We start from the raw sequence: 24,781 nt of genomic DNA, 5'->3' as shown, positions 1-24,781 counted from the left end.
CGGCCGCTCCGGGCGGCATGGTGGCCGGGCCCGGCTGGGCGATGGCGGTGACCGGGCCGCCCGGGAGCCGCGCGCTCCCGGGCGGCCCGGGGCTCAGCCCACCTGCAGGTCGATGCAGGAGTAGAACGCGTTCGCCGTATCGGCGATGTTCCACACCGCGAGGACCGTCTGGCGGCCGGTGTGGCCACTCAGATCCACCTGGTGCGAAACGGTTTCCGGCGGCTGCTGGTTGTTGCCGGGGATGCCGGCGACCTTCTCGCCACCGATGTAGTAGTCATAGCCGGCGGTGCTGTGGCGGGCCGTGAAGGTCCAGGTGAACGTCACCGTGCTGCCGACCGGCGCCGCGTTCCAGCCCTTGTTGTCGTCGTTCAGCTCGGCGAACTGCGCGTTCCCGCCGTTGCAGGAGGTCAGCCCCTTCGGGCCTTCGACGCTTTGCGGTTCGTACTTGATCTCCCCGCAGGACACGGTGCCCTGGGCGCACTGCGCCTGCCGGCTGGCCGGCGAGTTGACGTAGCCGTGCGCGCTCGCGATGCCGGCGGGGTTGACCAGCACCAGCACCGGCGCCAGCAGCACACCCGCGGCGGCCGCGACCAGTTTCCGGTTGGCTTTCATACCCAGCTCCTTCGGGGACGGGCTCGCCTTCCCGCCGCCGGGCACGGCGGAGCCGCGGTCCGGACCTCACGAGGAGGCCCGCCGCGCCGGGAAGGTGTTCGAGCGAAGGAAAATTGTGGTCTAGACCATACGATGAAATCGGACATAGGTCAACAGGTGGCAATCCTCAAGACATGTTGGTCAGTCGCCAACCATTCGCCGCTGTTCCGCTGAGCGGGATTCACTCGATCGTGGCGGGCCGGACCGGGCGGCGGCGCGCGGAGCGCCTACCACTAGGATTCCGCCCGTGACCACCTACGACGTCGATCCGTTCGAGCACCTGGACACCACCGCCCTGCCGGAGCGGCAGCAACGGATCCTGGTGGCGATCCGGGACTGCGTGGTGCACCACGGGTATTCGCCGAGCAGCCGCGAGATCGCGGAGATCGTCGGGCTGCGGTCCTCGTCGTCGGTGTCGAAGCACCTGGCGGCGCTGGAGGACAAGGGCTTCCTGAGCCGCGGCGGCTCGGTCGCGCGCCAGCTCGACGTGCGCGCGTTCCTGCGGGACAGCGGGCCCCGCGAAAGCGCCGACTCGGTCGCCGTGCCGGTGGTCGGCGACATCGCGGCCGGCACGCCGATCGCGGCCCAGGAGCACGTCGACGACGTCCTGAACCTCCCCCGCGACCTCACCGGCCGCGGCACCGTCTTCGGGCTGCGCGTCCGCGGCGACTCGATGATCGACGCCGCCATCTGCGACGGCGACATCGTCGTGGTCAAGCAGCAGAGCGAAGCCCACTCGGGCCAGATCGTCGCGGCGATGATCGACGAGGAGGCCACGGTCAAGGTCTACCGCCGCCGCGACGGCCACGTCTACCTCGAGCCCCGCAACCCGGCCTACGAGGTCATCGACGGCGACCGCGCGGTCATCCTCGGCACGGTCGTCTCGGTGCTGCGCAGCTTCTGACCGCCCGCCATGATGGCGGGCATGGAGCCGTTCGACGACGTCCGGATCGTGCCCGCCAACGAGGCGTCCTGGCCCGACCTGGAACTGATCTTCGGCAGCGGTGACGCCCAGCGGTGCCGGTGCCAGCGGTTCAAGGTCACCGAGTGGATCTGGCGGGACTCCACCCTCGACGAACGCCTCGAGGCCCAGGAGGCCCAGACCGGCTGCGGCACCCCGGGCCCCACCAGCGGGCTCGTGGCCTATGTGGCCGGCGAGCCCGCGGGCTGGGTCGCCGTCGAGCCGCGGCGCGCCTTCCCGAAGCTGCGGACCTCCCGGATCCCGTGGAAGGGCCGCGCCGAGGACAAGGACGACCCGGGCGTCTGGGCCGTCACCTGCCTCGTCGTGCGCAAGGGCTTCCGCGGCCGCGGCCTCACCTATCCCCTGGCCCGCGCCACCGTCCCGTTCGCCCGCGGACACGGCGCCCGCGCGCTCGAGGCCTACCCGATGGTCACCCGGCCCGGGAAGACCGTCACCTGGGGCGAGCTGCACGTCGGCGCCCGGCAGGTCTTCGAGGACGCCGGGTTCACCGAGGTCACCCACCCCAGCCCGCGGCGGTTCGTCATGCGGGTCGAGTTCACCAGGTGACGGGCAGCTCGTAGACCCCGTAGACCGACCCGTCGTGCTTGAACGGGACCTGGCCGACCTCAGTGGCCAGCGCGAGCGACGGGATCCGGCGGTACAGCGTGCTGTAGACGACCTGCAGCTCCAGCCGGGCCAGCGGCTGGCCGAGGCACTGGTGGACGCCGAAGCCGAACGCGATGTGGCGGTGCGCGTCGCGGCTCAGGTCGAGGCGGTCGCCGTCGGGGAAGACGTCCGGGTCGCGGTTGGCGATGTCGTTCGCCATGATCATGCCCTCACCCGCGCGCACGGTCTCGCCGGCGATCTCGATGTCCTCCAACGCAAGCCGGCGCCGGCCGTTGTGCGTGATGTTCAGGTAGCGCAACAGTTCCTCGACGGCCGACGCGACCAGCTTCGGGTCGTCGCCCTCCCGCAGCAGCTTCAGCTGGTCCGGGTGCTCCAGCAGGGCCAGGGTGCCGAGCGCGATCATGTTCGCCGTGGTCTCGTGGCCGGCGATGAGCAGCAGGACGCCCATCTGCGCCGCCTCGACCCGGGTCAGCTCCCCCGCGTTGACGCGGGTGGCGAGTCCCGACAGCAGGTCGTCGGACGGCTCGGCCAGCTTCTTGCCCATCAGCTCGTCGAGGTAGCCGACGAGGGCCTGGTGCCCGGCCGCCCGCTCTTCGGGCTTCGCGTCGCGCCGGATGATGACCTTGCTGTTCTCCTGGAAGAAGTCGTGGTCGGTGTAGGGCACGCCGAGCAGCTCGCAGATCACCAGCGACGGCACCGGCAGCGCGAACGCCTCGACGAGATCGACCGGGTTGGGGCCGGCCAGCATGGCGTCGAGCTGGTCGTCGACGATCTTCTGCACGGCCGGGCGCATCTTCTCGGTGCGCCGGATGGTGAACGGCGCCGTGACCATCCGCCGCAGCCGGGCGTGCTCGGGGTTGTCCATCAGGATGAAGCTGATGCCGCTGCCGCCCTTCGGCAGCGGCGCGGGGCTCGGGTAGCCAGGGCGGGAGATGTCGGCGCTGACCCGCGGGTCGGCCAGCAGGGTGCGCTGCTCGGCGTAGCGGGTCACCAGCCACGGCGTGGAGCCGTCCCAGAGCTTCACCCGCTTGAGCGGGGCCTCCTCCTGCAACGCGCGGGCGGCGGGCGGCGGGTCGAACGGGCAGCCCGCGGCGCGGGTCATCGGGAAGTCCGGGATCCCGGGCGTGCTGGTCATACGGTTCCTCCACAGTGGACGCGAGTGAGGGTCTCGGCGACTTCGGGCCGCCGCAACCGGGTCTGCTTGGGCATGTTCCAGCCGAGGACCCCGACGGTCGCTCCGTCGCGGCGGTACCGGGCGACGAACCGGCCGGCCGCCGGGTCACCGTCCACGACGGACACTTCGGCGGCCGGGTGGAGCACGCCGTGGACCTGGATCTTGACGTCGTACTGGTCGGTCCAGAAGTACGGCACCGGGACGTAGGGCCGGTCCTCGCCGAGGATCGACCCGGCGACGGCCATCGCCTGCTCGGTCGCGTTGGTGCGGTTTTCCAGCCGCAGCAACGCATCGAGGCCTTCGTGGTGCCACCGCGCGACGTCGCCGGCGGCGTACACCCCGGGCGCGGCGCGGCAGCGTGAGTCGCAGACAACACCGTTCTCGCAGGTCAGGCCGCTGCCGTCGAGCCAGCCGGTGACCGGGTCGGAGCCGATGGCGACCACCACGACGTCGGCGGGCAGTACCTCGCCGCCGTCGAGCCGGACGCCGGTGACGCGTCCGTGGCGGGCGTCCAGACCGGTGACGGCCGTGCCGAGCCGCAGCCGGACGCCGTGCGCGGTGTGCAGGGCGGTGAGCAGGCCGCCGACGAACGGGCCGAACTGGCTCTCCAGCGGAAACTTTTGCGGTCCGGCCAGGGTGACGTCGACGCCGAGGCTCCGGGCGGTCGCGGCGATCTCCGCGCCGAGCACGCCGTCGCCGACGACCACCAGCCGTTCGGCGGCCCGGAGCCCGGCTCGCAGGGCGAGCGCGTCTTCGAGGGTCCGCAGGACGTGGACGCCGGCGAGGCCGTCCTGCCCGGGGAAGCGCCGGGGCCGGACGCCGGTGGCGACGACCACGGCGTCCGCGGCCAGCTCCCGGCCCGAGGCGGTGCGCACCGTCCGCGTGCCGGCGTGCAGGCCCGCGGCCGGGTCGTCCAGGAGCAAGTGGACGTCCAAAGAGGACAGGACGGCGGCCGTCCGCAGCTGGGCGCGCTCCGGTGCCCAGGCGCCGGACAGGACCTGCTTGGACAGCGGGGGCCGGTCGTACGGCAGCCGCGCGTCCGCGCCGAGCAGCGTCAGCTCGCCATCGAACCCCTTGCGGCGCAGGGCCTCCACGGTCGCCAAGCCCGCGGCGGACGCCCCGGCGACAACGACCTTCACGAGAGCGTGATCGCCGTGGCCGGGCAGACGTTCGCGGCTTCCCGGACCGTGGCGTGCAGCTCCTCGGCGGGGTGCTCGTCGAGGAGGATGACGATGCCGTCGTCCTCGCCCTGGTCGAAAACGTCCGGGGCGAGCATCACGCAGGTTCCCGCGCCGCAGCACTTTTCGGTGTCGACGGCTACCTTCATCGGAACTCTCCTTCATTCGTGGTGGTGACCGGGCCGAGCCAGAGGCCGACGAGCGCGTCGATCAGGCCCGTCCCGGCGGCGTGCCAGCCGGCGCGCGGGGTCGGAGTACCGAAGGCGAGCGCGCGTTCGCGTTCGGCACACCCGGTCGTTCGGGGGTCCGGGTGGCGGAGCCCCCGGCTCAGGGCGAAGCCCTGGATGACACGGTGTGGACCATGAGCTGACGCGCCATGTCGGCACGCTCGGCCCGCACGTCGGCGGGCAGGGCGGGCAGGCAGCCGTGCAGGCCGAGCAGGGTCCGGTGCAGCAACGGGACGGCCAGCGCCTCTTCGACCATGATCCCGCGCAGCGCCGGGTCCGTCATGACCTGCGCGCCGAACCGGGCGAACCAGGTCGGGCCGGACAGTGCGCCGAGGTGGTCAGTCGCCGGGCGGACCAGGCACGCGACCCAGGTCCGCACGTCCGCGCCGGCGGGCACGGCGCCGACCATCCGGGTCCGGGTCACCTCGATCCCCTCGGTGTGCCGCCGGGCGATCGCGCGGACCAGGTCGGCCTTGGTGCCGAAGTGGTAGCCGACCGCGGTGTTGTTGCCCTGCCCGGCGGCCTCGCTGATCTGCCGGTTCGACACCGCGTAGACGCCGTGCTCGGCGAACAGCCGCTCCGCCGTCGTCAGGATCAGCCCGCGGGTGGTGTCCGCGCGGGCGGTCTTCACCAGCGCACCGGCAGCTCGCGCAGGCCGCCGACGGCGAGGCCTTCGACGCGGCGCAGCTCCCCCGGTTCGACGGCGAGCGCCAGCGACGGCACCTTGCGCAGCAGCACTTCCAGGACGACCTGCAGCTCGGTCCGCGCGAGGGCCTGGCCCAGGCAGGAGTGCGAGCCCGCACCGAAGGCGAGGTGCGGGTTGGGGCTGCGGGTCAGGTCCATCTCGCCGGCGGCGTCGAACGCGCCTTCGTCGCGGTTGGCGGCCGCCATGCTGCACAGGACGGTGGTGCCGCGCGGCAGCACCTCGCCGCCCAGCTGGACCTCTTCGCCGAGGTAGCGCGGCATGCCGATGCCGGGGTTGGCGTCGAACCGCAGCGCTTCCTCCACCGCGGTGCGCACCAGCGACGGGTCGGCCAGCAGCTGCTCCCAGCGCGCCCGCTCCGACAGCAGCAGGCCGAGCATCTTGCCGATCATGTTGGCCGTCGTCTCGTGCCCGGCGACGAGCAGCCCCTGGCCGGTGGCCACCAGGATCGTGTCCGGGAGCGGCTCGGCGGCGCCGGTGATCAGGTCGCTGAGCAGGTCGTCGCCCGGCTCGGCCCGCTTGGCCGTGACGTGCGCGAGCATGTAGGCGCCGAACTCGGCCTGGGCGGCGTCGGTCTCGGCCTGGGTGTAGCGCGTGAGGTTGAGCAGGTTGTCCGACCAGTGCGCGAACTTCTCGCGGTCGGCGTCCGGGACGCCGAGCAGGTCGCAGATCACCCAGACGGGCAGCGGGAACCCGACGCTCGCCTTGAGGTCGGCCGGAGCACCCGACGCGACCATCTCGTCCACGAGCCGGCCGGCCATCGCGGCGATGCCCGGGCGCAGCGCCGCCATCCGCTTGGCCGTGAACCACTTGCTGATCATCCGGCGCCAGCGCTGGTGGCCCTCGCCCTCCTGCGGCAGCGTGTTCGCCATCTCGCTGTTGAACACCCCGCCGGACTCGGAGTCGGTGAGGCGCGCGGCGTCGGAAGCGTTGAGCACGCGGGTGAAGCGCGGGTCGGACAGTACCTGCTTGACGTCGTCGTAGCGGGTCAGCAGCGACGCCTGGTCGCCGCTGGGCAGCCGGACGGCGGCGACCGGGCACCGCTGCCGCAGGCGCGCCCAGTCGGCGGGCGGTTCGAGCGCCGCGGGCGCCGGCATCGGATAGCTGAGGACCTCGTCGGTCACCGTGCATCCTCCTCGTGGTGGGCCGTCAGTTCGTCAGCAGTCAACCGAAGGCTGCTAAGCTAAGTCAAGCGATTGATTTAATTCGACCCGAACGCCCGATCCGTCCCCCGTTGTGTCCCCGTTGGAGGACCCGCCCGTGTCCAGACCTTCCGCCCCCGCCGGGGAAACCGCGCCGAGAGCGAGCCTCGTCGTCGCCGTCCTCGCGTTCGCCGGCATCGTCGTCTCGCTGATGCAGACGCTGGTGATCCCGCTGATCCCGGCCCTGCCCGGCCTGCTGCACGCGTCCGCCTCCGACGCGACCTGGGCCATCACGGCCACCCTGCTCGCCGGCGCGGTCGCGACGCCGACGGTCGGGCGGCTCGGCGACATGTACGGCAAGCGGCGGATGCTGCTGATCAGCCTCGGCGCCCTGGTCGTCGGCTCGGCGATCGGCGCGCTGTCCGACACCCTGCTGCCGATGGTCGCCGGGCGGGCGCTGCAGGGCCTCGCGGCGGGTGTCATCCCGCTCGGGATCAGCATCATGCGCGACGAGCTGCCCGCCGAACGGCTCGGGTCCGCGACGGCGCTGATGAGCGCGTCACTCGGTGTCGGCGGCGCCCTGGGGCTGCCCGCGGCCGCGCTGCTGGCCGAGCACGCCGACTGGCACGTGCTGTTCTGGACGTCGGCCGGGCTCGGCCTGGTCGTCACCGGGCTCGTGGTCGCGCTGGTGCCCGAGTCGCCGGTGCGCACCGGCGGCCGGTTCGACGTGCCGGGCGCGGCCGGGCTGTCGATCGCCCTGGTGTGCCTGCTGCTGGCCATTTCCAAGGGCGCCGACTGGGGCTGGGGCAGCGCGCCGACGCTCGGCCTGTTCGCCGCCGCTGTCGTCGTCTTGCTGTTGTGGGGCCGCTGGGAGCTGCGGACCCGGCAGCCGCTGGTCGACCTGCGCACCACCGCGCGGCGCCAGGTGCTGCTGACCAACCTCGCGTCCGCGGTGTTCGGCTTCGCGATGTTCGCGATGTCGCTGGTCCTGCCCCAGCTGCTGCAGCTGCCGGCGGCCACCGGGTACGGCCTCGGCCGGTCGATGCTGGTGGTGGGCCTCGTGATGGCGCCGTCGGGTCTGGTCATGATGGCGCTCGCGCCGGTGTCCGCGCGGATCTCACGCACCCGCGGCCCGAAGACGACGCTGATGCTCGGCGCGGTGGTCGTCGCGATCGGCTACGCGATCGGCATCGTGCTGATGAGCCAGGTCTGGCACCTGGTGCTGATCTCGTGCGTCATCGGCGGTGGCATCGGCCTCGCCTACGGCGCGATGCCGGGCCTGGTGATGGCGGCGGTCCCGGTGTCGGAAACGGCCGCGGCGAACAGTTTGAACACCCTGATGCGCTCGATCGGCACGTCCATCTCGAGCGCGACGGCCGGTTTGGTGCTCGCGCAGCTGACTGTCCAGTTCGGACCGGCGACGTTGCCCGCGGCGAGCGGATTCCGCGTGGTGCTGGCGATGGGGTCGGGCGCGGCGCTCATCGCGCTGGGCATCGCGGCGTTCCTGCCCCGGCACACGCCGGTGGCTTCGACGCCCGTGCCGCCGGAACCCGCGGCGGTGGCGGCAAACTGACCGGAGGCCGCCGCGACGGCTCGGCCGTCGCGGCGGTCCGGTGTCACCGGCGTCAGTCCACTCGGTGGTAGCGGCCCGGCTCGGCGGTGCCGATCGCGTACAGGACCGCGTCTTCCCGCGAGTGGAAGCCCGCCTTGGCGAAGAGGTTGTTGATGTGCGTTTTCACCGTCGCTTCGCTCATCACCAACCGCCGGGCGATCTCATGGTTGCGCAGGCCTTCGCCGATGAGATCGAGGATCTCGGTCTCGCGACCGGTCATCGTGAACTTTGCCGTGACACGCCAGCCGTTGCTGATGACCGGGGCTTCCTTCAGACTCACAGGGGCGTCATCGGCGCGGGAAGGCCAGTCGTTACACCGGCTCCCGGAGCACCGTGACCGCACCGTCGAATCTGTCGAACACCGTCCACATGGGACACGAGATCACGGGACGAGGATCAGCCGGATCGGGTTGCCCGTCTTGTCCGCCAGCTGCTTCACGGCCCGATCCGCCTCCGCCAGCGGGATGTGCGCGCTGATCGACCGGGACAGGTCGAGCCGGCCGTGGCGCGCCAGCGCGACGAGTTCGAGCACGTGCTCGCCCGACGAACCGAAGTGCCCGAGGATCCGCTGGCCCCGCACGCTCAGCCCGGTGCTGTCCGGCAGGTGCAGCGGGGCGTTCGTGAGGCCGGCGAGCACCATCGCGCCCTGCGCGCCCAGCACCGCGGCCGCCTGCTCGCGCACCGCCGCGTACCCGGCGAAGTCGAACGCGTAGTCCAGCCCGCGCCCACCGGTCAGCGCGCCGATCCGCTCGGCGAAGTCCGCCGCGGCGGGGTCCAGCGCGACGTCCGCGCCGAACGACAGCGCTCGTTCCCGGGCGGCGGGCATCGGGTCGATCGCGACGATCGGCGCCGCGCCCGCGAGACGCAGCACCTGCAGGCCGTGGACGCCGAGGCCGCCCGCGCCCCACACCCCCGCCGAGCGCGCCGGGCGGACCTGGGCGGTCGCGACCACCGCCGCGTACGGCGTCGACACCGCGTCCGGGATGATCGCCGCCTGGTCGAACGGCAGGTCGTCGGGGATCGGGACGACCGTGTCGGCCCGGGCGAGCGCGTACTCCGCCCAGCCGCCGTCGTAGTGCACGCCCCGCACCCGCGGACGCAGGCACGGCTGCCGGCGCAGGCAGCGGTCGCAGACGTCGCACGACTGGCCCGCCTGGAGCGTGACGCGCAGGCCGGCGGTGAGGTGCTCCGGGACGTCCGGGCCGAGCGCGTCGACGGTGCCCGAGACCTCGTGGCCGAGGGTGACCCGGCCGGTGCCGGGCAGGGTGCCGTCGATGAGGTGCAGGTCGGACAGGCAGACGCCGGCCGCGGCGACCGCGATCCGCACCTGTCCCGGTCCCGGCTCCGGAATCGGCACCTCCTCGACGCCGAACTCCCGTTTGTCCAGATCGAGCCGGCCCGCCAGCATCGTGTCGCCCATGCCGTCGATCACACCACAAAGCTCCTTCGCGCGCGGACCGGACCGGTGAAGTACGTTGCGCCGATGGGCATCCCCGACGAGTACCACGAATTCGCCGTCGCCGTCGCCGGGGCGAGCGGGGCGTTGATCGGCTTGCTGTTCGTGGCCGTCTCGGTGTCGCCCGAGCGTGTCCGCCGGACGACGACGCACGCCGAGTACCACACCCGCGCGTCGGCGGCGATGCTGCTGTTCACCAACGCGCTGGTGCTGTCGCTGATGATCCTCGTGCCCGGGAGCACCCCGGGCGGCTGGGCGGTCGCGTCCGGGGTGGGCATCCTGGTGTTCGACGCGGCCGCGACCCGCTCGATCGTCACGGCGGTGCGGCACCGGCGGGGACACTGGAGCTCGCTGCGCATGGCGTCGGCGCTGCTGGTGATCGCGGGCTTCGAGATCTACGCCGGCGTCGAGCTCCTCACCGAACCGGGCAACTGGGAACCGCTGCGCACCCTGTACTACGTGCTGATCGGCGACCTCGCCTTCGGCATCGCCCGCGGCTGGCAGCTGATGGACATGCGCCGGGTCAGCATGTTCTCGTCCCTGCGCACCCTGGCCCACGGGGACGAAGCCGACGCCCCGGAAGAGCCCCGCAGGAGCTGAGCGTTGTCGAGCGCGATGTCGGCCGCGCGCAGGACGTCCTCGCGGGTGCCGGTGGCGAACGCGATGTGGTGCGGGCGCCCGGTCGAGCGTGTCCAGTCCGTGGTCGTAGGACTTCTGCGCGAGGTGGTTCACGTGGTCAAGGCGCCCGACGCTCGGTTTCCAGTAGAGCTCCAGCTCGTGGCCGTCCGGTCGCGGCACAGGTAGGTCGGCCCGATGCCGGTGTCGCCGTGGCGGGGCGAGGGGCCGGGCATGGCCGGCTCCTCAGGAACGGGGGAAAACGGTGCCGTCGAACAACTTCCGGGCCGTGCGGAACACCGTCGAGCGGGCCACCCGCGGCGGCGTGACCGTGGTGTCGAACTCGATGCCGACGCCGAGCGTGCCACTCGCGTGCTCGATTTCGATCGGTTCACCGGCGGGCGGGCGGACCAGGAGTTCGTGGCCGACGGCGCCGTCGAGCAGCAGTGCCGTCACCACGCTGACGCCGCCCAGCACACCGATCGCCGGGTGCGGTTTCACCGGGATGAACGTCCGGGTGGCGATCGCTCCGCCGTCACGCGGGGCCGCGACGAGCGTCGTCTTCGGGACGGAACTGCCGCTGACGTCGCCGAGACCCATCAGCTTGCCCGCTTCGAGGCGCAGGGCGTCGATGCGGCCGGCGAGCCCGGTCAGCTCTTCGACCGGTTCGTAGCCGGTGATGCCGAAGTCGGTGGCGCGGGCCACCACGACCGGCATCCCATTGTCCACACAGGACACTTCGAGGCCGCCGACGTCGTCGCGGACGTTGCCGGTGGGCAACAGGCTGCCGCAGACCGAGCCTTCGGTCTCGGCGAAGTCCAGTTCCACCGGCGCGGCCGTGCCGGGCACGCCGGAGATCGCGAGCGAACCGGCGTAGTCGACCTCGCCGCCGGGGGTGGCGAACGTCGAGACCGCGATGGCGCCGGTGTTGACCAGCAGGACCCGCACGGTGGTGCGTTCGCCGCCGGCCGGGACCAGGCCGCGCTCGACGGCGAACTGGCCGACCCCGGCGAGCAGGTTGCCGCAGGTCTGGCGGTCGGAGACGGTGGCCTCGTCGACGCCGAGCTGCAGGAACAGGTAGTCGACGTCGCGATCGGGGCCACCGGGTGGCGAGACGATCGCGACCTTGCTGGTGACGAGCTGCGCGCCGCCGAGGCCGTCGATCTGGCGCGGGTCGGGGCTGCCCATGATCCGCAGCAGCAGGTCGTCGCGTTCGGCCGGGTCGGCGGGCAGGTCCTCGGCGAGGAAGTAGGCGCCCTTCGAGGTGCCCCCGCGCATGAGCATGCAGCGCACGCCGGTCATCCCTGCTCCTTCTCGTACTCCTCGGCGGTGAGGTAGCGGACGCCCAGGGCCTCGAGCTTTTCGCGCAGGCCGTAGCGGTCGAGGCCGAGCTGTCCGGCGGCGAACGCCTCACGCGCGGCGGCTTCCTTCTCCAGCCGGGCCTGGGACGCCTTCAAGCCCTCTTCGACGTCCTGGCGCCGCACGCGCAGCACGCCGTCGTCGTCGGCCAGGATCGCGTCGCCCGGGTGGACGACCTGGCCGCCGAGCACGACCGGGACGTTGACCGCGCCGGCCGTCGCCTTGACCGTGCCCTGGGCGCTGACCGCGGCCGACCACACCGGGAAGCCCAGTTCGCGCAGCTCGGCGACGTCGCGGACGCCGGCGTTGATGACCAGCCCGCGCACCCCGCGGTGGCGCAGCGCGGTGGCGAAGAGCTCGCCGAAGAGGCCGTCGCGCGACGGCGAAGTCGTGGTGACGACCAGGACGTCACCCTCCTGGCACTGCTCGACGGCCGCGTGGATCATCAGGTTGTCCCCCGGCCAGCACAACGCCGTGACGGCGGTGCCGCCGATCCGCGCGCCGTCCTGGATCGGCCTCAGGTCCGGGCCGAGCAGCCCACTGCGGCCGAGCGCCTCGTGGACCGTGGCCACGCCGTACTCCGCCAGCTTGGTCACCTGCCCGGCGTCGGCGCGGGGTGGGTTCGTGACGATGACCGGTTCCATGCCGTCGACGCTAGATAGAGTCGACGATATTGTCAACAATCTTGGCGACGACTCAGTCAGACTCCCCCGACGCCGTGTCGTCCGCCTGAGTACGCGTGTCGTCCGCCGGGGTACGTGTGTTCGCCATTCCGGTACCGGCACGACCGCGGCCGCGGATACCCACCCGGACCTGGATGGACGACACGCGTACGCAGACGGACGACACGGGTCAGCGGAGGTGGGAGACCTCGGCGGCGTCCGCCTCGCGCAGCGCTTCGATGACGCTCTGCAGGTGGACCCGCGCGGCTTCGGCGGCCTCGACCGGGTGATGCGCGCAGACCGCGTCGATGATCGCCAGGTGCTCGGGCAGCGAGACCTGCGGCCGGCCGGGGCGCATGGCCAGCCGGAACTGGTGGCGGACGCTCTGCCCGCGCAGCCGTTCGAGCACCTGCTCGGCCGTGCGCTGGCCGCCGATCTCGCGGACCCGGCGGTGCAGCCGCTGGTTGAGCCCGGAGTACCCGACGACGTCACCGCCCGACACCGCGGCGCGCATCGCCTCCCCCAGCTCGCGCAGCTCGGCGATCTCGGCGTCGGTGATCCGCTCGGCGGCCTTCGCCGCGCACAGGGACTCGAGCATCATCCGCACCTCGGAGATCTCGACGGCCTCCTCCAGCGAGACCGCGCGCACCCGCGCGCCGCGGTTCTGCACCCGCTCGACCAGACCTTCGTTGGTGAGCTCGATGAGCGCGGACCGCACGCTGGCGCGGCTGGCCGCGAACTGGGCGGACAGATCCGCCTCGACCAGCCGCTGGTTGGGGACGAACTCGCCGCGGACGATGGCGTCGCGGACGGCGGCCACCACGGATCGTTCCCCCGGCCGCTGGTCCGCGGCAGTCTCCGTCATACTCCCACCCCTGTTTGTTGACAATTTTGTCGAACAGATCGTTCACTTGATCGTAGGTGCCTGGAGAGGATTGTGCTATGCGCGGAACCATCGCGGTATTGGGGCTCGGCGAAGCCGGCGGCGCGCTCGCCCGCGACCTGGCGGCGGCCGGCGCCGTGGTCCGCGGCTATGACCCGGCCGTGCCGGCGCCGGAAGGGATCGTCGCCACCGGCTCCGAGGCCGAAGCCGCGACGGGCGCGGACGTCGTGCTGAGCGTGAACAGCGCGTCGGCCGCCCACGACGCGCTGTCCGCGGGGCTCGCCGGCCTGGCGCCGGACGCGCTCTGGGCCGATCTGAACACGGCGTCCCCCGGGGCGAAGCGCCGGCTGGCTTCGACGGCGGCTTCGCGCGGCGCGGGCTTTGCGGACGTCGCGATCATGGCGCCGGTGCCGGGCCGCGGGCTGCGGGTGCCGATGCTCGCGACCGGCACGGCGGCCGGTTCGGTGGCCGGGATTCTCAACGGCCTCGGCGCGGCCGTCGAGGTCATGCCGGGCGAGGCCGGCCTGGCGGCGGAGCGGAAACTGCTGCGGAGCGTGTTCTTCAAGGGCATGTCGGCGGCCGTGGTCGAGGCGCTGCACGCCGCGCGGGCCGCGGGGTGCGAGGACTGGCTGTGGAAGCTGATCACCGACGAGCTGACGGCCGCGGACGAGTCCACTGTGGAGCGACTGGTCACGGGCTCCCACACCCACGCCGTCCGCCGCACGGCCGAGATGGCGGCCGCCGCGGAGATGCTCGGCGAGCTGGGAGTGCCGTCCGACGTCGCGAGTGCGGCGCGCGATCAGCTGGCGCAGTTGGCGAAGGCGCCGGAGTGAGAACCGGAGCCAGCGAAATCGGCCCCTGCCGCGTACCGGAGTGACCAACTCACCGGCCGGAGTGGCCAACAGGCCGCCAACCTGGGCGTGTTGGCCACTCCGGCCGCCATGTTGGCCGCTCCGGGCAGCGAGTCAGGCGGCGTGAACAAAACGCCGCTCGAGGATCAGCCTCGGGCGGCAAGCCCGTCGAGGTGAACAGCACCATGGTGCTCCGCGACGAACTCCGGCCCCTTGACGACAAGTCGTGCCACGGCGGTGGCGTGCCCGTGCCCCAGCCCGTGCTCAGCCTTGAGCCAGGCGACGATCTCCCCCTGTTTGGTCAGCCCCTGACCACCAACCAGCTCCAGAAAGCCCCGAGGGGTGATGCCAGTCTGCTTCTCGGCATTGTCGAGGTAGGCCTGAAAAGACATGTCCGCTCCCAGAAGTCGAGGTCCCGTCACCCACCACATTCCCACCGACAACTTTTCTTGTCAAGGCCCGACCAGCACAAACCGCGGTGACGCCAGCCACCAAGATCCACAGTGGACATCACCGGGAACGTGCGACGATTACCCGAAAGGGGGAACAACGAAAGGCGAGCCGCCAGACCAAAGGAACCACACGCGGGGTCCGGGGGCGCGCCCCAGGCGGGGGTATGGGGGCTCGGCCCCACAGGACACAGACGAGAAGAGCCCTGTTTGCGCATTCCGCAAACAGGGCTCTTCCGCGAATCTCGGGTGGGCGATACTGGGATCGAACCAGTGACCTCTTCGGTGTGAACGAAGCGCTCTCCCCCTGAGCTAATCGCCCGCGGTACGAACTCCGCTGTAAGGGTTGGGGAACCCTGGTGCGCGATACTGGGATTGAACCAGTGACCTCTTCCGTGTCAGGGAAGCGCTCTCCCGCTGAGCTAATCGCGCGCTCCGGAAGTCCGTACTCGCAGAAGCATATCGGACCGTGTCGCGGGTGTCGCAGGGGGTTCCCTTTCCTCGGGTGTGACCGGCTCCACTGCCGAAACCGCCGTGACACCGGGGCCGCCGCCCAGGCAGACTGCAAGGGAGAACCAGCGCACGCCTTCCCCGATCGTCGCCGGCGTCGAAGGTGGCCCACTCCGCCGGCGCGGCGACCAGGAGCTCCCACCCCGATGACCGACACCGTGCACACCGCACCCACCGACGACCGGACGGACGCCCCGGCGGGCTCGGGGCTCCTCATCGGCGTTCTCGTGCTGTCGGCGTTCGTGATGATCCTCAACGAGACCATTCTGAGCGTCGCGTTGCGGGACCTGACCGTCGACCTGCACGTGCCGACGACCACCGTGCAGTGGCTGACCAGCGGGTTCCTGCTGACGATGGCCGTGGTGATCCCGACGACCGGGTTCCTGCTGGAGCGGTTCACGCCGCGGCAGGTGTTCCTCGTTTCGCTGACGGCCTTCAGCCTCGGCACGCTGATCAGCGCCCTCGCGCCCGGGTTCGGGGTGCTGATGGTCGGGCGCGTCGTGCAGGCGTGCGGCACGGCCGTGATGCTGCCGCTGCTGATGACGACCGTGATGCGGCTGGTGCCGCCGAAGCGGCGGGGCGCGACGATGGGCACGATCACGATCGTCATCGCCGTGGCGCCGGCCATCGGGCCGACGATCGGCGGTGCGGTGCTGTCGGGGCTGGGCTGGCGGTGGATGTTCTGGATCGTGCTGCCGCTGTCGCTCGCCGCGCTGGTGATCGGCCTGCTGCGGCTGCGGCTCTACAGCGAGAACCGCCGGGTGCCGCTGGACGTCCCGTCGGTGCTGCTGTCCGCGATCGGCTTCGGCGGGCTGCTGTACGGGCTGTCGTCGACCGGCGAAGCGGGCGGGGCAGAGCCGCCGGTGCCGGCGTGGCTGCCGATCGTCGTGGGGCTGGTCGCGCTCGTGGTGTTCACGTGGCGCCAGGTGCGCCTGCAACGCCGTGACCGCGCGCTGCTGGACCTGCGGCCGTTCACCCACCGGCCGTTCGTCGTGGCGCTGGTGCTGACGGCGCTGCTGTTCGTCTGCCTGATCGGCGCGGCCGCGATCCTGCTGCCGCTCTACCTGCAGACGGTGCTGAAGACGAGCACGTTCGTCAGCGGGCTGGCGGTGCTGCCGGGCGGGCTCGTGCTGGGGCTGCTGGGCCGTCCGGTGGGCGCGTTGTTCGACCGCGTGGGCGCGCGCCCGCTCGTGATTCCCGGCGCGGCGGCCATGGCGCTGTCGCTGTGGCTGTTCACGCTGCTGGGGCCGGACTCGGCGCTGATCGCGGTGATCGGGATCCACGTGCTGCTGATGGCCGGGCTGGGCCTGATGATGACGCCGCTGATGACCGAGTCGCTCGGCGTGCTGCCCGAGCACCTGTATTCGCACGGCAGCGCGATCCTGTCGACGTTGCAGCAGGTGGCGGGCGCGATGGGGACGGCTCTGTTCGTCAGCGTGGCGACGCTCGGCACCGCGGACGCGACGGCGGGCAGCCCGGACGCCTCGGGACTGCGGATGGCGTTCGTCGTGGCCGGGTGCATCGGGCTGGTGGCCTTCGCGCTCAGCTGGCTGATCCGCCGCTCGAGCGATACGGCCGCCTCGGACAGCTGACTCCCGCGGGCGGACGGTTCCCCACGCGGGAGGCCGCCGATGACGCTCGACCGGCGCCGAGCGACTTGCGAAGTTCGCGGCGGCGAGCGGCACGGACGAGGCGTTCGCGCTGATCCGCCGCTCGAGCGCGACGTTCACCGAGCCGCCGGTGTCCACTTCGGACAAGTGAGTCCCGCTCCCGCTCAGCGAAGGCTGGGGGGAGACCTGCGAGCGGAAACGGGAGTCCGGGGCCGGTACGGGGGTCGCCTCTCGGCGGGTGGCGCGGCGCGGTGTCTCTCCGCGCCGGCTGAAGGTGAGGCCCGGGGACCCCGCCGTACCGACACCCGTTACAACGCCTGGGGATCCGCGGTGTTCCCGCGCGTGACGCGGCTCATGGGAGCATCCGGCCGAGGAGCGCGCCCAGGCGGTTCCGCTCGGCCGGGGTGAGGTCGCGGGTCAGCGGCCCCAGCAGCCCGGCGATCTCCACCTCCAGTTTCCGGGCGAGGCGGTGCGCTTCTTCGGTCAGGCCGACACGCACCGAGCGCCCGTCGTCGGCGCTGGCCTCCCGCCGGACCAGGCCCCGCTTGACGGCCCGGTCGATCAGGCCGGTCACCGACGAGCGGTCCAGCCCGAGGTGTTCCGCCAGCTCGGCCATCTTGGGCGTGCGGTCGCGCAGGATCGCCAGCGCGCGCAGCTGCGTCAGCGACAGGTCGTGCGCCGCCGCCGCGCGGCTGAGCAGCGCCATCACCGTGAAGGAAACCTGGACCAGGTTGTCCAGCACCTCGTCGGGCCCGGGTTCGGTCATGCGCCGAGACTACCTTGAATTAGTTGGTAGTGCCAGCTAATCTAGTTGGCACTACCAATCATCTTCGAGAGGTCCTCATGCGCGCAGCAGTCGTCACGTCGTTCGGCACACCGCCCTCCTGCCAGGACTTTCCCGAGCCCGAACCGAGCACTCCGGACGAGGTGCTCGTCGACGTCGTCGCCGTCGGCCTGCACCCGCGGGTGCGGTCGCAGGCCGACGGTTCGCACTACACCGAGTCCGCCGAGCTGCCGTTCGTGCCCGGCATCGACGGCGTGGGCCGCGCGCCCGACGGCAGCCTGCGCTACTTCGTCCTGCCGGACACGGCGATGGGCGCGCTCGCCGAGCGGACGGTGGTGGACCTGCGGCGCAGTGTCGTGCTGCCCGCGGACGTCGACCCGGCGCTCGTGGCCGCGGGCATGAACCCGGCGATGTCGGCGTGGATCGCGCTGCGGCGGCGGATCGAGTTCGCGGCCGGGCAGGACGTCCTCGTCCTGGGCGCGACCGGCAACGCGGGCCGGCTGGCCGTCCAGGTGGCCCGGCACCTCGGCGCCGGGCGGGTCGTCGCCGCGGGCCGGGATCCCGGCCGCCTCGCGACGCTGCCGGGCCTGGGCGCCGACGTCGCGGTCCCGCTCGCCGACGTCGCCACCGCGGCCGCGGACGTCGACGTGGTCCTGGACTACGTCTGGGGTGAACCGACCGCCGAGACGATGGGCGGGATCGTCACGCACCGCGCGGACCGGGCCAAGCCCCTGACGTGGATCGAGATCGGCTCGGTGGCGGGCCGGACGGCGTCGCTGCCCTCGGCCGCGTTGCGGGCCGCACGGCTGCAGCTCGTAGGCAGTGGCCAGGGTTCGGTGCCCACCCGGGACATCGTCGCGGAGTTGCCCGCCCTCGCCGCGGAAGTCGGCCGGGGCACCTTCCGGATCGACACCCGCACCGTCCCCCTGGAGGACGTCGAAGCGGCATGGAAAGACGACGGCGACGACCGGCGGGTGGTCATCGTCCCCTGACCGCGGTGGGCGTAAGCCGTGAATGGCACATCGAGGGACTCTGAGTCCCTCGATGTGCCATTCACGGACTTCAGGCCCGCGAGACCAAGCCGATCAGCTCACCTTCGGGGTCGCTCGGACTCCGCTGTGCAGGTACCGCTCCCCCGTCGGGAGCTGGTAGAACGTCACCGACTGCCAGGACCTCGTCCCCTTCGGGCGCAACGCGAACTGGGTCGCGCTGATCGGGATCAGGTCGTCCTCGGTCGTCGGCTCTGGGACCAGCTCGGCGAGCGGGCCGGTGACCGTCTGGCGGATGCGCAGGCCCGAGTCTCCGCTGAGGATCTCCGTCCGCACCGACTCCCGCTCGTATGTCCCGAGGAACTCCGAGACGTCCACCTCTGGCGGTGTAGCAGCGGGCGAGAGCGGTTGCGGCATCGCGACGCCCGCCAGTTCCGCGAAGATCTCGCGGTACAGCTCCTCGTACAGGTCGTGGGTGCCGCCGCCGTTGGCGAGCAGCGTGACCGCGAGGCCCTGGTCCGGCAGGATGCGGAGGAACGCCGACTGCCCGATCGTGTTGCCGTCGTGGCCGTAGACGCGGTGGCCGTCCCAGTCGAAGCGGATCCAGCCGAGGCCCCACGAATCGCCGAGGGTGTGCTTGTCCGGCATGTCCGCCTGCCACTGCGTCATCGCCGTCGCGGCCGACTCCGAGAGGACGCGCGCGCCGTCCGGGCCGAGGCCGCCCCGCAGGTGCAGGCGGGCGAAGGCCAGGACGTCCGCCGGGGTCGCCGTGATCAGGCCGGCCGGGCCCGCCGAGCGCGGCAGGCCCCAGACCGGCGCCGGCTGCGGCTCGTCGTCGCCCGCCGCGACGTGGCCCATCGCCGCGCCGAACAGCAGCGCCTCCTCGGGCAGCGTGCCCGTGTGCGTCAGGCCGAGCGGGGTGAACAGCCGCTCCCGCAGGGCCGCGTCCCAGGTCTTGCCGGTCAGCTTTTCGATGACCCGGCCGGCCAGGATGAAGCCCGAGTTGCAGTAGGACAGGGTCGCGCCGAGCGGGTGGGTCTGCGCGGCCTGGTCCAGCACGGCGACGTACTTCTCCACGCAGTCGTCGCCGCGGCCGGTGTCGGTGAAGACGTCGCCGTCGATGCCGCTGGTGTGGGTCAGCAGGTGCCGCAGCGTCACCTGCTTGGTGACGTCGGGGTCGGCCAGCCGCAGCTCCGGCAGCACGTCGGCGATCGGCGCGTCCAGGTCGAGCAGGCCTTCGTCGACCAGCTGCATGGCGACGGTCGCCGTCCACACCTTGGTGATCGAGCCGATCTGGAACACCGACTCGTCCGTGACGGCGACGCCGGTCGCCTTGTTGAGCACGCCGGTGTGCGCGAAGACCTGCTCGTCGCCGTCGAGACGCAGGATGCCCAGGGCCGCGCCGGGCACGCGGTACTTGCGCGCGAGCGCGGTCAGCCGCCGCTGCCAGTGCGCGCCGTCGAGCGGGACGCGCCCCGGCGAGCCCGCGTGCTGCTCGACCCAGTCGACGACGCGGCGGTTGAAGTCCGTGCGGTGCGAGGGCTTCCCCTCCAGGATGAACAGGTGCGACGCGCCGGGGTAGAGCACCAGCCGGGTCGGCACGCCCTGTTCGCGCAACGCCGTGAACCACTGCTCGGCCTGCCCGACCGGGCAGCGGTCGTCGTCGGCGCCGTGCACCACGAGCGTCGGCGTGCGGACCTGCCCGACCCGGGCCAGCGGCGACGACTCGCCGAAGTGCGCTTGGTCCACAGAGGACGCTCCGCCCAGCTCGGCGACGCCGAGGTAGTGCCCGCTGTCGGAGGTGCCGGCCATGCTGACCGCGTCGCTGACGACCCCGCCCGCGACGGCCGCGGCGAACCGGTCGTCGTGGCTGGTCAGGTAGCACGTCATGAAGCCGCCGTAGCTGTAGCCGGCGACGGCGAGCCGCTGTGCGTCCGCGATCCCTTCGGCGACGAGCGCGTCCAGCGGCTCGAGGAAGTCCTTGGCGTCGGCGACACCCCAGGCGCCGACGGCCGCGGTGTAGAACGCTTCGCCGTAACCGTCGCTGCCACGCGGGTTGAGCAGCAGCACCGCCCAGCCGCGCGCGGCGAGCTCCTGGTGGTAGGTGTGGACGGCGTCGGCGGTGCCGCTCCACGCGTTGTGCGGGCCGCCGTGGATGTCGAGCAGCAGCGGCAGAGGGCCGGTGCGGCCGGGGTCGCGCAGCAGCCAGCCGTGCACGACCGTGCCGTCGGAGACGGTGAACTCGCGCTCCTCGTGGGTGAACAGCTCGGCCCCGACCCCGCTGCCGTGCGTGGTGAGCACGTCGGGTTCTCCCCCGGCGACGGCGACCGTCGCGATCTCGCCGTACGACGCCGGGGTGGTGAACACGACCGCCGCGGTCTCCCCGGCGACGCTCAGGTTCGACAGGGTGTTCCCCGCGCCACCGGCGACGAGCCGCGGTTCGCCGCCGTCGACGCCGACCGCGTAGAGGTGCGTGTAGCCGCGGTCGCGGACGCAGAAGAGCACGGTCGCGCCGTCGCCGCTCAGCACCGGGACCGCGCCGGGATACCCCGGCCCGCCCGGCATCACGTTCCGGTCCAGCGGCGCGGCCAGGTCGACGGTTTCCCCGCCGTCCACGGGAATCCGCAGCAGACCGAGGTGGCCGGGCGCGGTGTCGCGGCGGCCGACGACGAGCAGCGCGGTACCGTCGGCGGTCCAGGTGACCGTGCCACACATGCCGTCACCGGAGCCGACCGGGCGCGGCTCGGCGAGGCGGTTGCCGGCTTCGATCGTGTAGGCGCCCGAGCGGAACGTCAGGTCGGCGTCGGCCTCCGGGCCGGCCGGGAACGCCAGCAGCGCACCGTCCGGCGACCACGCGGGATCGCCCGCGTGCCAGTCCCCCGCCGTCACCTGCCGGACCTCGCCGGAGGCGACGTCGAGCACGTGGACGTGCTTGCGCAGAGTGCGCAGCAGACCGGCGCCGTCGGCCTTGAAGTCGAGCCGGTCGGCGACCACCGGGGCGCCGGCGCGGCGGCCGCGGGCCGCGTCGTCGTCTCCCTCGTCCGCGGCCAGGTCGACCGGGGCCGAGAAGGCGATCTCGGCGCCGTCCGGCCGCCAGACCGGGCTGCCCGCGCCGAGCGGGAGCGTGGTGACCTGCTCCGGTTCGCCGCCGTCGGCGGGCAGCAGCCACAGCTGCGCCGGGCCGTCCGCGGCGCGCAGGAACGCGATCCGCGTGCCGTCGGGCGACCACACCGGGACGAGGTCGGCGGTCCCGCGGGTCAGCCGGCGCGCCGGGCCGCCGCTCGTGGCGACCTGCCAGAGCGAGCGGGTGTCGCGGTCCGCGTCGCGGTCGGCGGTGCGCACGACGTACACGATCCGCTTGCCGTCCGGCGAAAGCGCGGGCTGCTCCGGGAACTCCAGGGCGTACAGGTCGTCGGCGCTCAGGCGTCGGGTCATGCGGATCTCCTCGTGGGATTCGGCGCAGTGGGAAGGGCCGCGGCGAAGTGACAGGCCGCGGAGTGGGGCCGTCCGGCGGCCTCGGTCGCCGGGTCGGCGCTGAGGCAGACGGTGCGGTCGGGGTGCACGAGCGGGCCGATCGGGCACCGCGGGTGGTAGTGGCAGCCGGGAGGCGGGTGGTGCGGGTCGGCGGGTTCGGTGTCGGCGAGCGCGTCGACACCCGGGTCGTCGAGCAGGCCGTGGTGCGCGGACGGCGCGGCGGCCAGCAGCTCCCGCGTGTAGGGGTGCTGCGGATCGGTGAGCACCTGCTGGGCCGGGCCGGCCTCGACGATCCGGCCGAGGTAGAGCACCGCGACGAAGTCGCTGACGTACCGCACCACGGCGAGGTTGTGGGAGATGAACAGCATCGACAGGGAGAGCCGCCGCTGGACGTCGCGGACCAGGTTGAGCACGGCGCCCTGCACCGAGACGTCCAGGGCGGAGGTGATCTCGTCGGCGATCAGCACCTTCGGCTGCCCGGCCAGCGCCCGGGCGAGCGCGACGCGCTGGCGTTGCCCACCGGACAGCTGACCGGGCAGCGTCGTGGCGCGTTCCGGGTCCAGGTTCACCAGTTCGAGCAGGCGCGCCACCTCGGCCCGCCGGGCGGCGGCGCCGCGGTGCGCGCCGCGCGGCATCGCCTCGGTGATGGACTCGCCGACGGCCATCCGCGGGTCCAACGAGGAATACGGGTCCTGGAACACCATCTGCAGCGGCTTGCGCCGGGGCAGCCGCCGGACGTCGACGCCGTCGAGCAGTACCCGGCCGCCGCTGACCGGGGACAACCCGACCGCGGCCCGGGCCAGCGTCGACTTGCCGGAGCCGGACTCGCCGACCAGGCCGACGACCTGGCCGGACGGGACGGTCAGGCTGACGCCGTCGACGGCCGTCAGCCGGCCGTAGCGGACGCTCACCGTGTCGAACCGGAGCTCGCTCACGCGGCACCATCCTTTCGCGACTGTCCGGAAAGGACACTCACGGCGGTTTCGTGCGGGTGCCAGCAGGCCACCCGGTGGCCGTCGCCGGACCGTTCCAGCACCGGATCCTCGGTGAGACAGCGCTCGGTCGCCAAGGGACACCGCGCGGCGAACGCGCAGCCCACCGGGACCTGGTCCGGCTCCGGCGGCCGGCCCGGGATCACGGCGAGGGGCTCGTCGCGGTCCGTGCCGAGGTCGACCGTGGTGGCCAGCAGCGCGCGGGTGTACGGGTGGCGGGCCGCGCCCGGGAGGTCCGCCGTCGGCAGGTCCTCCACGACGCGACCGGCGTACATCACCAGCATCCGTTCGCACGTCTGGGAAACCACCGCGATGTCGTGGCTGATCAGCAGGATCGCCGCGCCCTCGGCGTCGCGCGTGCGGGCCAGCAGCCGCAGCACCTGGCGCTGGACCGTGACGTCGAGGGCCGTGGTCGGCTCGTCCGCGACGATCAGCTTCGGCGAGCCCATCAGGCCCATCCCGATCATCGCCCGCTGGCGCATGCCGCCGGAGAACTCGTGCGGGTACTGCCGGGCGCGTCGCCGGGCGGCCGGGACGCGTACGGCGGCCAGCCGGTCCACCGCACGGTCGAACGCCTCACGCCGCGACAGGCCGTGGTGCTGCTCGGACACCTCGGCCAGCTGCCCACCGACGCGGCGCGCCGGGTTGAACGACGTCATCGGATCCTGGAACACCATCGCGAGGGACGTCCCGAGCAGGCCGCGCAGCTCGCGGTCGGACGCGGTGAGCAGCGACGTCCCGGCGAACTCCAGCCGGTCCGCCGTCACCACTCCGGGCAGCTCGATCAGCCGCGAGACGGCCAGGGCCGTCAGGCTCTTGCCGGAGCCGGACTCGCCGACGACACCGATCGCCTCGCCGGCGCGCACGGTGAAACTCACGCCGCGCACCGGGACCGTCCACCCACCCGCGCGCGGGAACGCCACCTGCAGGTTCTCGACGACGAGCACGGCGTCGTCCGCAGGTGCCTCGACGACGGCGGGGCGCGGCGCGGGCAGCGGACCGGACGCGCGCCGGGCGGCGCGGGAGCGGACGCCGACCACGGCGGCCACGGTCTCCCCGACCAGGTTGAACGCCAGCCCGGCGAGCACCACGGCGACGGCGGGCGCGAGCGCGGCCACCGGCGTCACGTAGATCCCGTCCAGGCCTTCGCGCAGCAGCCGGCCCCAGTCGTAGTCCGGGGCCTGCACGCCGATGCCGAGGAACGAGAGCCCGGCGAAGGCGAGCAACGCCGACCCGGCGCCGATGGTCGCGTTCACCACCAGCGGCTCGCCGATGTTCGGCAGCACGTGCCGGGCCAGCAGCCGGATCCGGCCGACGCCGGACACCCGGGCCGCGGCGATGAAGTCGCGCCCGGCGACCGACGCCGAGAGCGTCTGGACGAGCCGGGCGAACGCCGGCGCCATCGCGAACGCGATCGCCAGCACCGCGCCGTTCGTGCCCACGCCGAAGATCACCGCGAAGAACAGGGCCAGCAGCAGCCCGGGGAACGCGACGGCGATGTCGATCACCGACGTGAGCAGCCGGCCCGCCCACCGCGGCAGCACCGCCGGCAGCGCTCCGAGGACGACTCCGGCGCCGACGCCGATCACGGTCGCGAGCACCGCGAGACCGACCGAGAGCCGGGTCGCGACGAGCGTGCGCAGGAAGATGTCGCGGCCGAGGGCGTCCGTGCCGAACGGGTGCGCCGCGGACGCGCCCTGGCCGATCGCGTCGGTGTCGACCACCGCGGCGCCATCGCCCCAGAACAGCGGCGCGAGCACCGACAGCGCGATCACCAGCACCAGCAGCACCGCCGAGCACGCGCCCACCGGCGTGCGCACGGCCGTCGTCCACACCGAACCGCCTTTCCACACCGAACGTCGTGCGCGCATC

General features: G+C 72.7%; 22 protein-coding genes, 2 tRNA genes and 1 pseudogene. 7 read left to right on the top strand and 18 right to left on the bottom strand.

Annotated elements, in window-relative coordinates; genetic code table 11:
* Positions 1-93 precede the first annotated feature (93 nt).
* A complete protein-coding gene (locus OG494_RS09555) occupies positions 94-612 on the bottom strand; it encodes a lytic polysaccharide monooxygenase auxiliary activity family 9 protein (RefSeq protein WP_328454021.1) in 519 nt (172 codons plus the stop codon).
* Positions 613-898: 286 nt separating this feature from the next.
* Here OG494_RS09555 and lexA point away from each other — a divergent pair, with 286 nt between their 5' ends.
* Together lexA and OG494_RS09545 are read left to right on the top strand one after the other, a co-directional pair.
* The gene (lexA, locus tag OG494_RS09550; RefSeq protein WP_328454019.1) at positions 899-1,555 is read left to right on the top strand and encodes a transcriptional repressor LexA; all 657 of its coding nucleotides are present in this window, start codon (positions 899-901) and stop codon (positions 1,553-1,555) included.
* 21 nt (positions 1,556-1,576) lie between these two features.
* Positions 1,577-2,179 carry a GNAT family N-acetyltransferase gene (locus OG494_RS09545; RefSeq protein WP_328454017.1) on the top strand — a complete coding sequence of 201 codons (603 nt, stop codon included), beginning with the start codon at positions 1,577-1,579 and terminating at the stop codon, positions 2,177-2,179.
* On the opposite strand, the gene OG494_RS09540 is transcribed toward OG494_RS09545, so the two are convergent.
* The 5 genes and pseudogenes from OG494_RS09540 to OG494_RS09520 all read right to left on the bottom strand — a co-directional run bounded on the left by OG494_RS09540 (position 2,169) and on the right by OG494_RS09520 (position 6,618).
* Complete coding sequence (locus tag OG494_RS09540; protein ID WP_328454016.1) at positions 2,169-3,374, bottom strand: cytochrome P450; 1,206 nt, start codon at positions 3,372-3,374, stop codon at positions 2,169-2,171. The genes OG494_RS09545 and OG494_RS09540 overlap by 11 nt on opposite strands.
* Entirely contained in the window at positions 3,371-4,552 is a 1,182-nt protein-coding gene (locus tag OG494_RS09535; RefSeq protein WP_328454014.1) for an NAD(P)/FAD-dependent oxidoreductase, read from the bottom strand. Before OG494_RS09535 ends, OG494_RS09540 begins: the two co-directional genes overlap by 4 nt.
* Positions 4,549-4,740, bottom strand: a complete 192-nt coding sequence (locus OG494_RS09530; protein ID WP_328454012.1) for a ferredoxin — start codon at positions 4,738-4,740, stop codon at positions 4,549-4,551. Before OG494_RS09530 ends, OG494_RS09535 begins: the two co-directional genes overlap by 4 nt.
* Positions 4,737-5,452, bottom strand: a pseudogene (locus OG494_RS09525) (TetR/AcrR family transcriptional regulator). Before OG494_RS09525 ends, OG494_RS09530 begins: the two are co-directional and overlap by 4 nt.
* Positions 5,446-6,618: a cytochrome P450 gene (locus OG494_RS09520; RefSeq protein WP_328458908.1), complete on the bottom strand. Its 1,173-nt coding sequence runs from the start codon at positions 6,616-6,618 to the stop codon at positions 5,446-5,448. The pseudogene OG494_RS09525 and the gene OG494_RS09520 overlap by 7 nt, the downstream one beginning before the upstream one ends.
* Before the next feature lie 163 nt (positions 6,619-6,781).
* Between OG494_RS09520 and OG494_RS09515 the strand changes: the two genes are divergently transcribed.
* Positions 6,782-8,236: an MFS transporter gene (locus OG494_RS09515; RefSeq protein ID WP_328454010.1), complete on the top strand. Its 1,455-nt coding sequence runs from the start codon at positions 6,782-6,784 to the stop codon at positions 8,234-8,236.
* 52 nt (positions 8,237-8,288) lie between these two features.
* Here the strand turns inward: OG494_RS09515 and OG494_RS09510 are convergent, their stop codons facing one another.
* Together OG494_RS09510 and OG494_RS09505 are read right to left on the bottom strand one after the other, a co-directional pair.
* A complete protein-coding gene (locus OG494_RS09510; RefSeq protein ID WP_442874398.1) occupies positions 8,289-8,495 on the bottom strand; it encodes a response regulator transcription factor in 207 nt (68 codons plus the stop codon).
* A gap of 162 nt (positions 8,496-8,657) precedes the next feature.
* Positions 8,658-9,707: a zinc-binding dehydrogenase gene (locus tag OG494_RS09505; RefSeq protein ID WP_328454008.1), complete on the bottom strand. Its 1,050-nt coding sequence runs from the start codon at positions 9,705-9,707 to the stop codon at positions 8,658-8,660.
* 51 nt (positions 9,708-9,758) lie between these two features.
* Here OG494_RS09505 and OG494_RS09500 point away from each other — a divergent pair, with 51 nt between their 5' ends.
* The gene (locus OG494_RS09500; protein ID WP_328454006.1) at positions 9,759-10,331 is read left to right on the top strand and encodes a hypothetical protein; all 573 of its coding nucleotides are present in this window, start codon (positions 9,759-9,761) and stop codon (positions 10,329-10,331) included.
* Between the two features lie 261 nt (positions 10,332-10,592).
* Here the strand turns inward: OG494_RS09500 and OG494_RS09495 are convergent, their stop codons facing one another.
* From OG494_RS09495 to OG494_RS09485, 3 genes are all read right to left on the bottom strand, one after another.
* The gene (locus OG494_RS09495; RefSeq protein WP_328454004.1) at positions 10,593-11,648 is read right to left on the bottom strand and encodes a 4-oxalomesaconate tautomerase; all 1,056 of its coding nucleotides are present in this window, start codon (positions 11,646-11,648) and stop codon (positions 10,593-10,595) included.
* Positions 11,645-12,349 carry a 4-carboxy-4-hydroxy-2-oxoadipate aldolase/oxaloacetate decarboxylase gene (locus OG494_RS09490; RefSeq protein ID WP_328454002.1) on the bottom strand — a complete coding sequence of 235 codons (705 nt, stop codon included), beginning with the start codon at positions 12,347-12,349 and terminating at the stop codon, positions 11,645-11,647. Before OG494_RS09490 ends, OG494_RS09495 begins: the two co-directional genes overlap by 4 nt.
* Positions 12,350-12,557: 208 nt before the next feature.
* Entirely contained in the window at positions 12,558-13,232 is a 675-nt protein-coding gene (locus OG494_RS09485) for a GntR family transcriptional regulator (RefSeq protein ID WP_328454000.1), read from the bottom strand.
* Positions 13,233-13,309: 77 nt separating this feature from the next.
* Between OG494_RS09485 and OG494_RS09480 the strand changes: the two genes are divergently transcribed.
* Entirely contained in the window at positions 13,310-14,083 is a 774-nt protein-coding gene (locus tag OG494_RS09480; RefSeq protein ID WP_328453999.1) for an NAD(P)-dependent oxidoreductase, read from the top strand.
* Between the two features lie 164 nt (positions 14,084-14,247).
* Here OG494_RS09480 and OG494_RS09475 read toward each other — a convergent pair whose 3' ends face one another.
* The 3 genes from OG494_RS09475 to OG494_RS09465 form a co-directional block, all read right to left on the bottom strand.
* Positions 14,248-14,493, bottom strand: coding sequence for a DUF4287 domain-containing protein (locus OG494_RS09475; RefSeq protein ID WP_328453997.1), 246 nt, complete (start codon positions 14,491-14,493; stop codon positions 14,248-14,250).
* 307 nt (positions 14,494-14,800) lie between these two features.
* Positions 14,801-14,872, bottom strand: a tRNA-Val gene (locus tag OG494_RS09470).
* 35 nt (positions 14,873-14,907) lie between these two features.
* Positions 14,908-14,982, bottom strand: a tRNA-Val gene (locus OG494_RS09465).
* Between the two features lie 224 nt (positions 14,983-15,206).
* Between OG494_RS09465 and OG494_RS09460 the strand changes: the two genes are divergently transcribed.
* On the top strand, positions 15,207-16,652 hold the full coding sequence (locus OG494_RS09460) for a DHA2 family efflux MFS transporter permease subunit (protein WP_328453995.1): 1,446 nt from the start codon (positions 15,207-15,209) through the stop codon (positions 16,650-16,652).
* Between the two features lie 370 nt (positions 16,653-17,022).
* Here OG494_RS09460 and OG494_RS09455 read toward each other — a convergent pair whose 3' ends face one another.
* Positions 17,023-17,436 carry a MarR family winged helix-turn-helix transcriptional regulator gene (locus OG494_RS09455; RefSeq protein ID WP_328453993.1) on the bottom strand — a complete coding sequence of 138 codons (414 nt, stop codon included), beginning with the start codon at positions 17,434-17,436 and terminating at the stop codon, positions 17,023-17,025.
* 77 nt (positions 17,437-17,513) lie between these two features.
* Here OG494_RS09455 and OG494_RS09450 point away from each other — a divergent pair, with 77 nt between their 5' ends.
* Entirely contained in the window at positions 17,514-18,446 is a 933-nt protein-coding gene (locus tag OG494_RS09450; protein WP_328453991.1) for a zinc-binding alcohol dehydrogenase family protein, read from the top strand.
* A gap of 93 nt (positions 18,447-18,539) precedes the next feature.
* Here the strand turns inward: OG494_RS09450 and OG494_RS09445 are convergent, their stop codons facing one another.
* The 3 genes from OG494_RS09445 to OG494_RS09435 are packed head-to-tail and all read right to left on the bottom strand — an operon-like array spanning position 18,540 to position 24,780.
* Positions 18,540-21,878 carry a serine hydrolase gene (locus OG494_RS09445; RefSeq protein WP_328453989.1) on the bottom strand — a complete coding sequence of 1,113 codons (3,339 nt, stop codon included), beginning with the start codon at positions 21,876-21,878 and terminating at the stop codon, positions 18,540-18,542.
* Positions 21,875-22,852: an ABC transporter ATP-binding protein gene (locus tag OG494_RS09440; RefSeq protein ID WP_328453987.1), complete on the bottom strand. Its 978-nt coding sequence runs from the start codon at positions 22,850-22,852 to the stop codon at positions 21,875-21,877. The genes OG494_RS09445 and OG494_RS09440 overlap by 4 nt, the downstream gene beginning before the upstream one ends.
* Complete coding sequence (locus OG494_RS09435; RefSeq protein ID WP_328453985.1) at positions 22,849-24,780, bottom strand: dipeptide/oligopeptide/nickel ABC transporter permease/ATP-binding protein; 1,932 nt, start codon at positions 24,778-24,780, stop codon at positions 22,849-22,851. Before OG494_RS09435 ends, OG494_RS09440 begins: the two co-directional genes overlap by 4 nt.
* Position 24,781 lies beyond the last annotated feature (1 nt).

Source organism: Amycolatopsis sp. NBC_00438 (assembly GCF_036026695.1).
Lineage (GTDB): Bacteria > Actinomycetota > Actinomycetes > Mycobacteriales > Pseudonocardiaceae > Amycolatopsis.
This window is presented reverse-complemented; position numbering and strand designations above follow the sequence as displayed.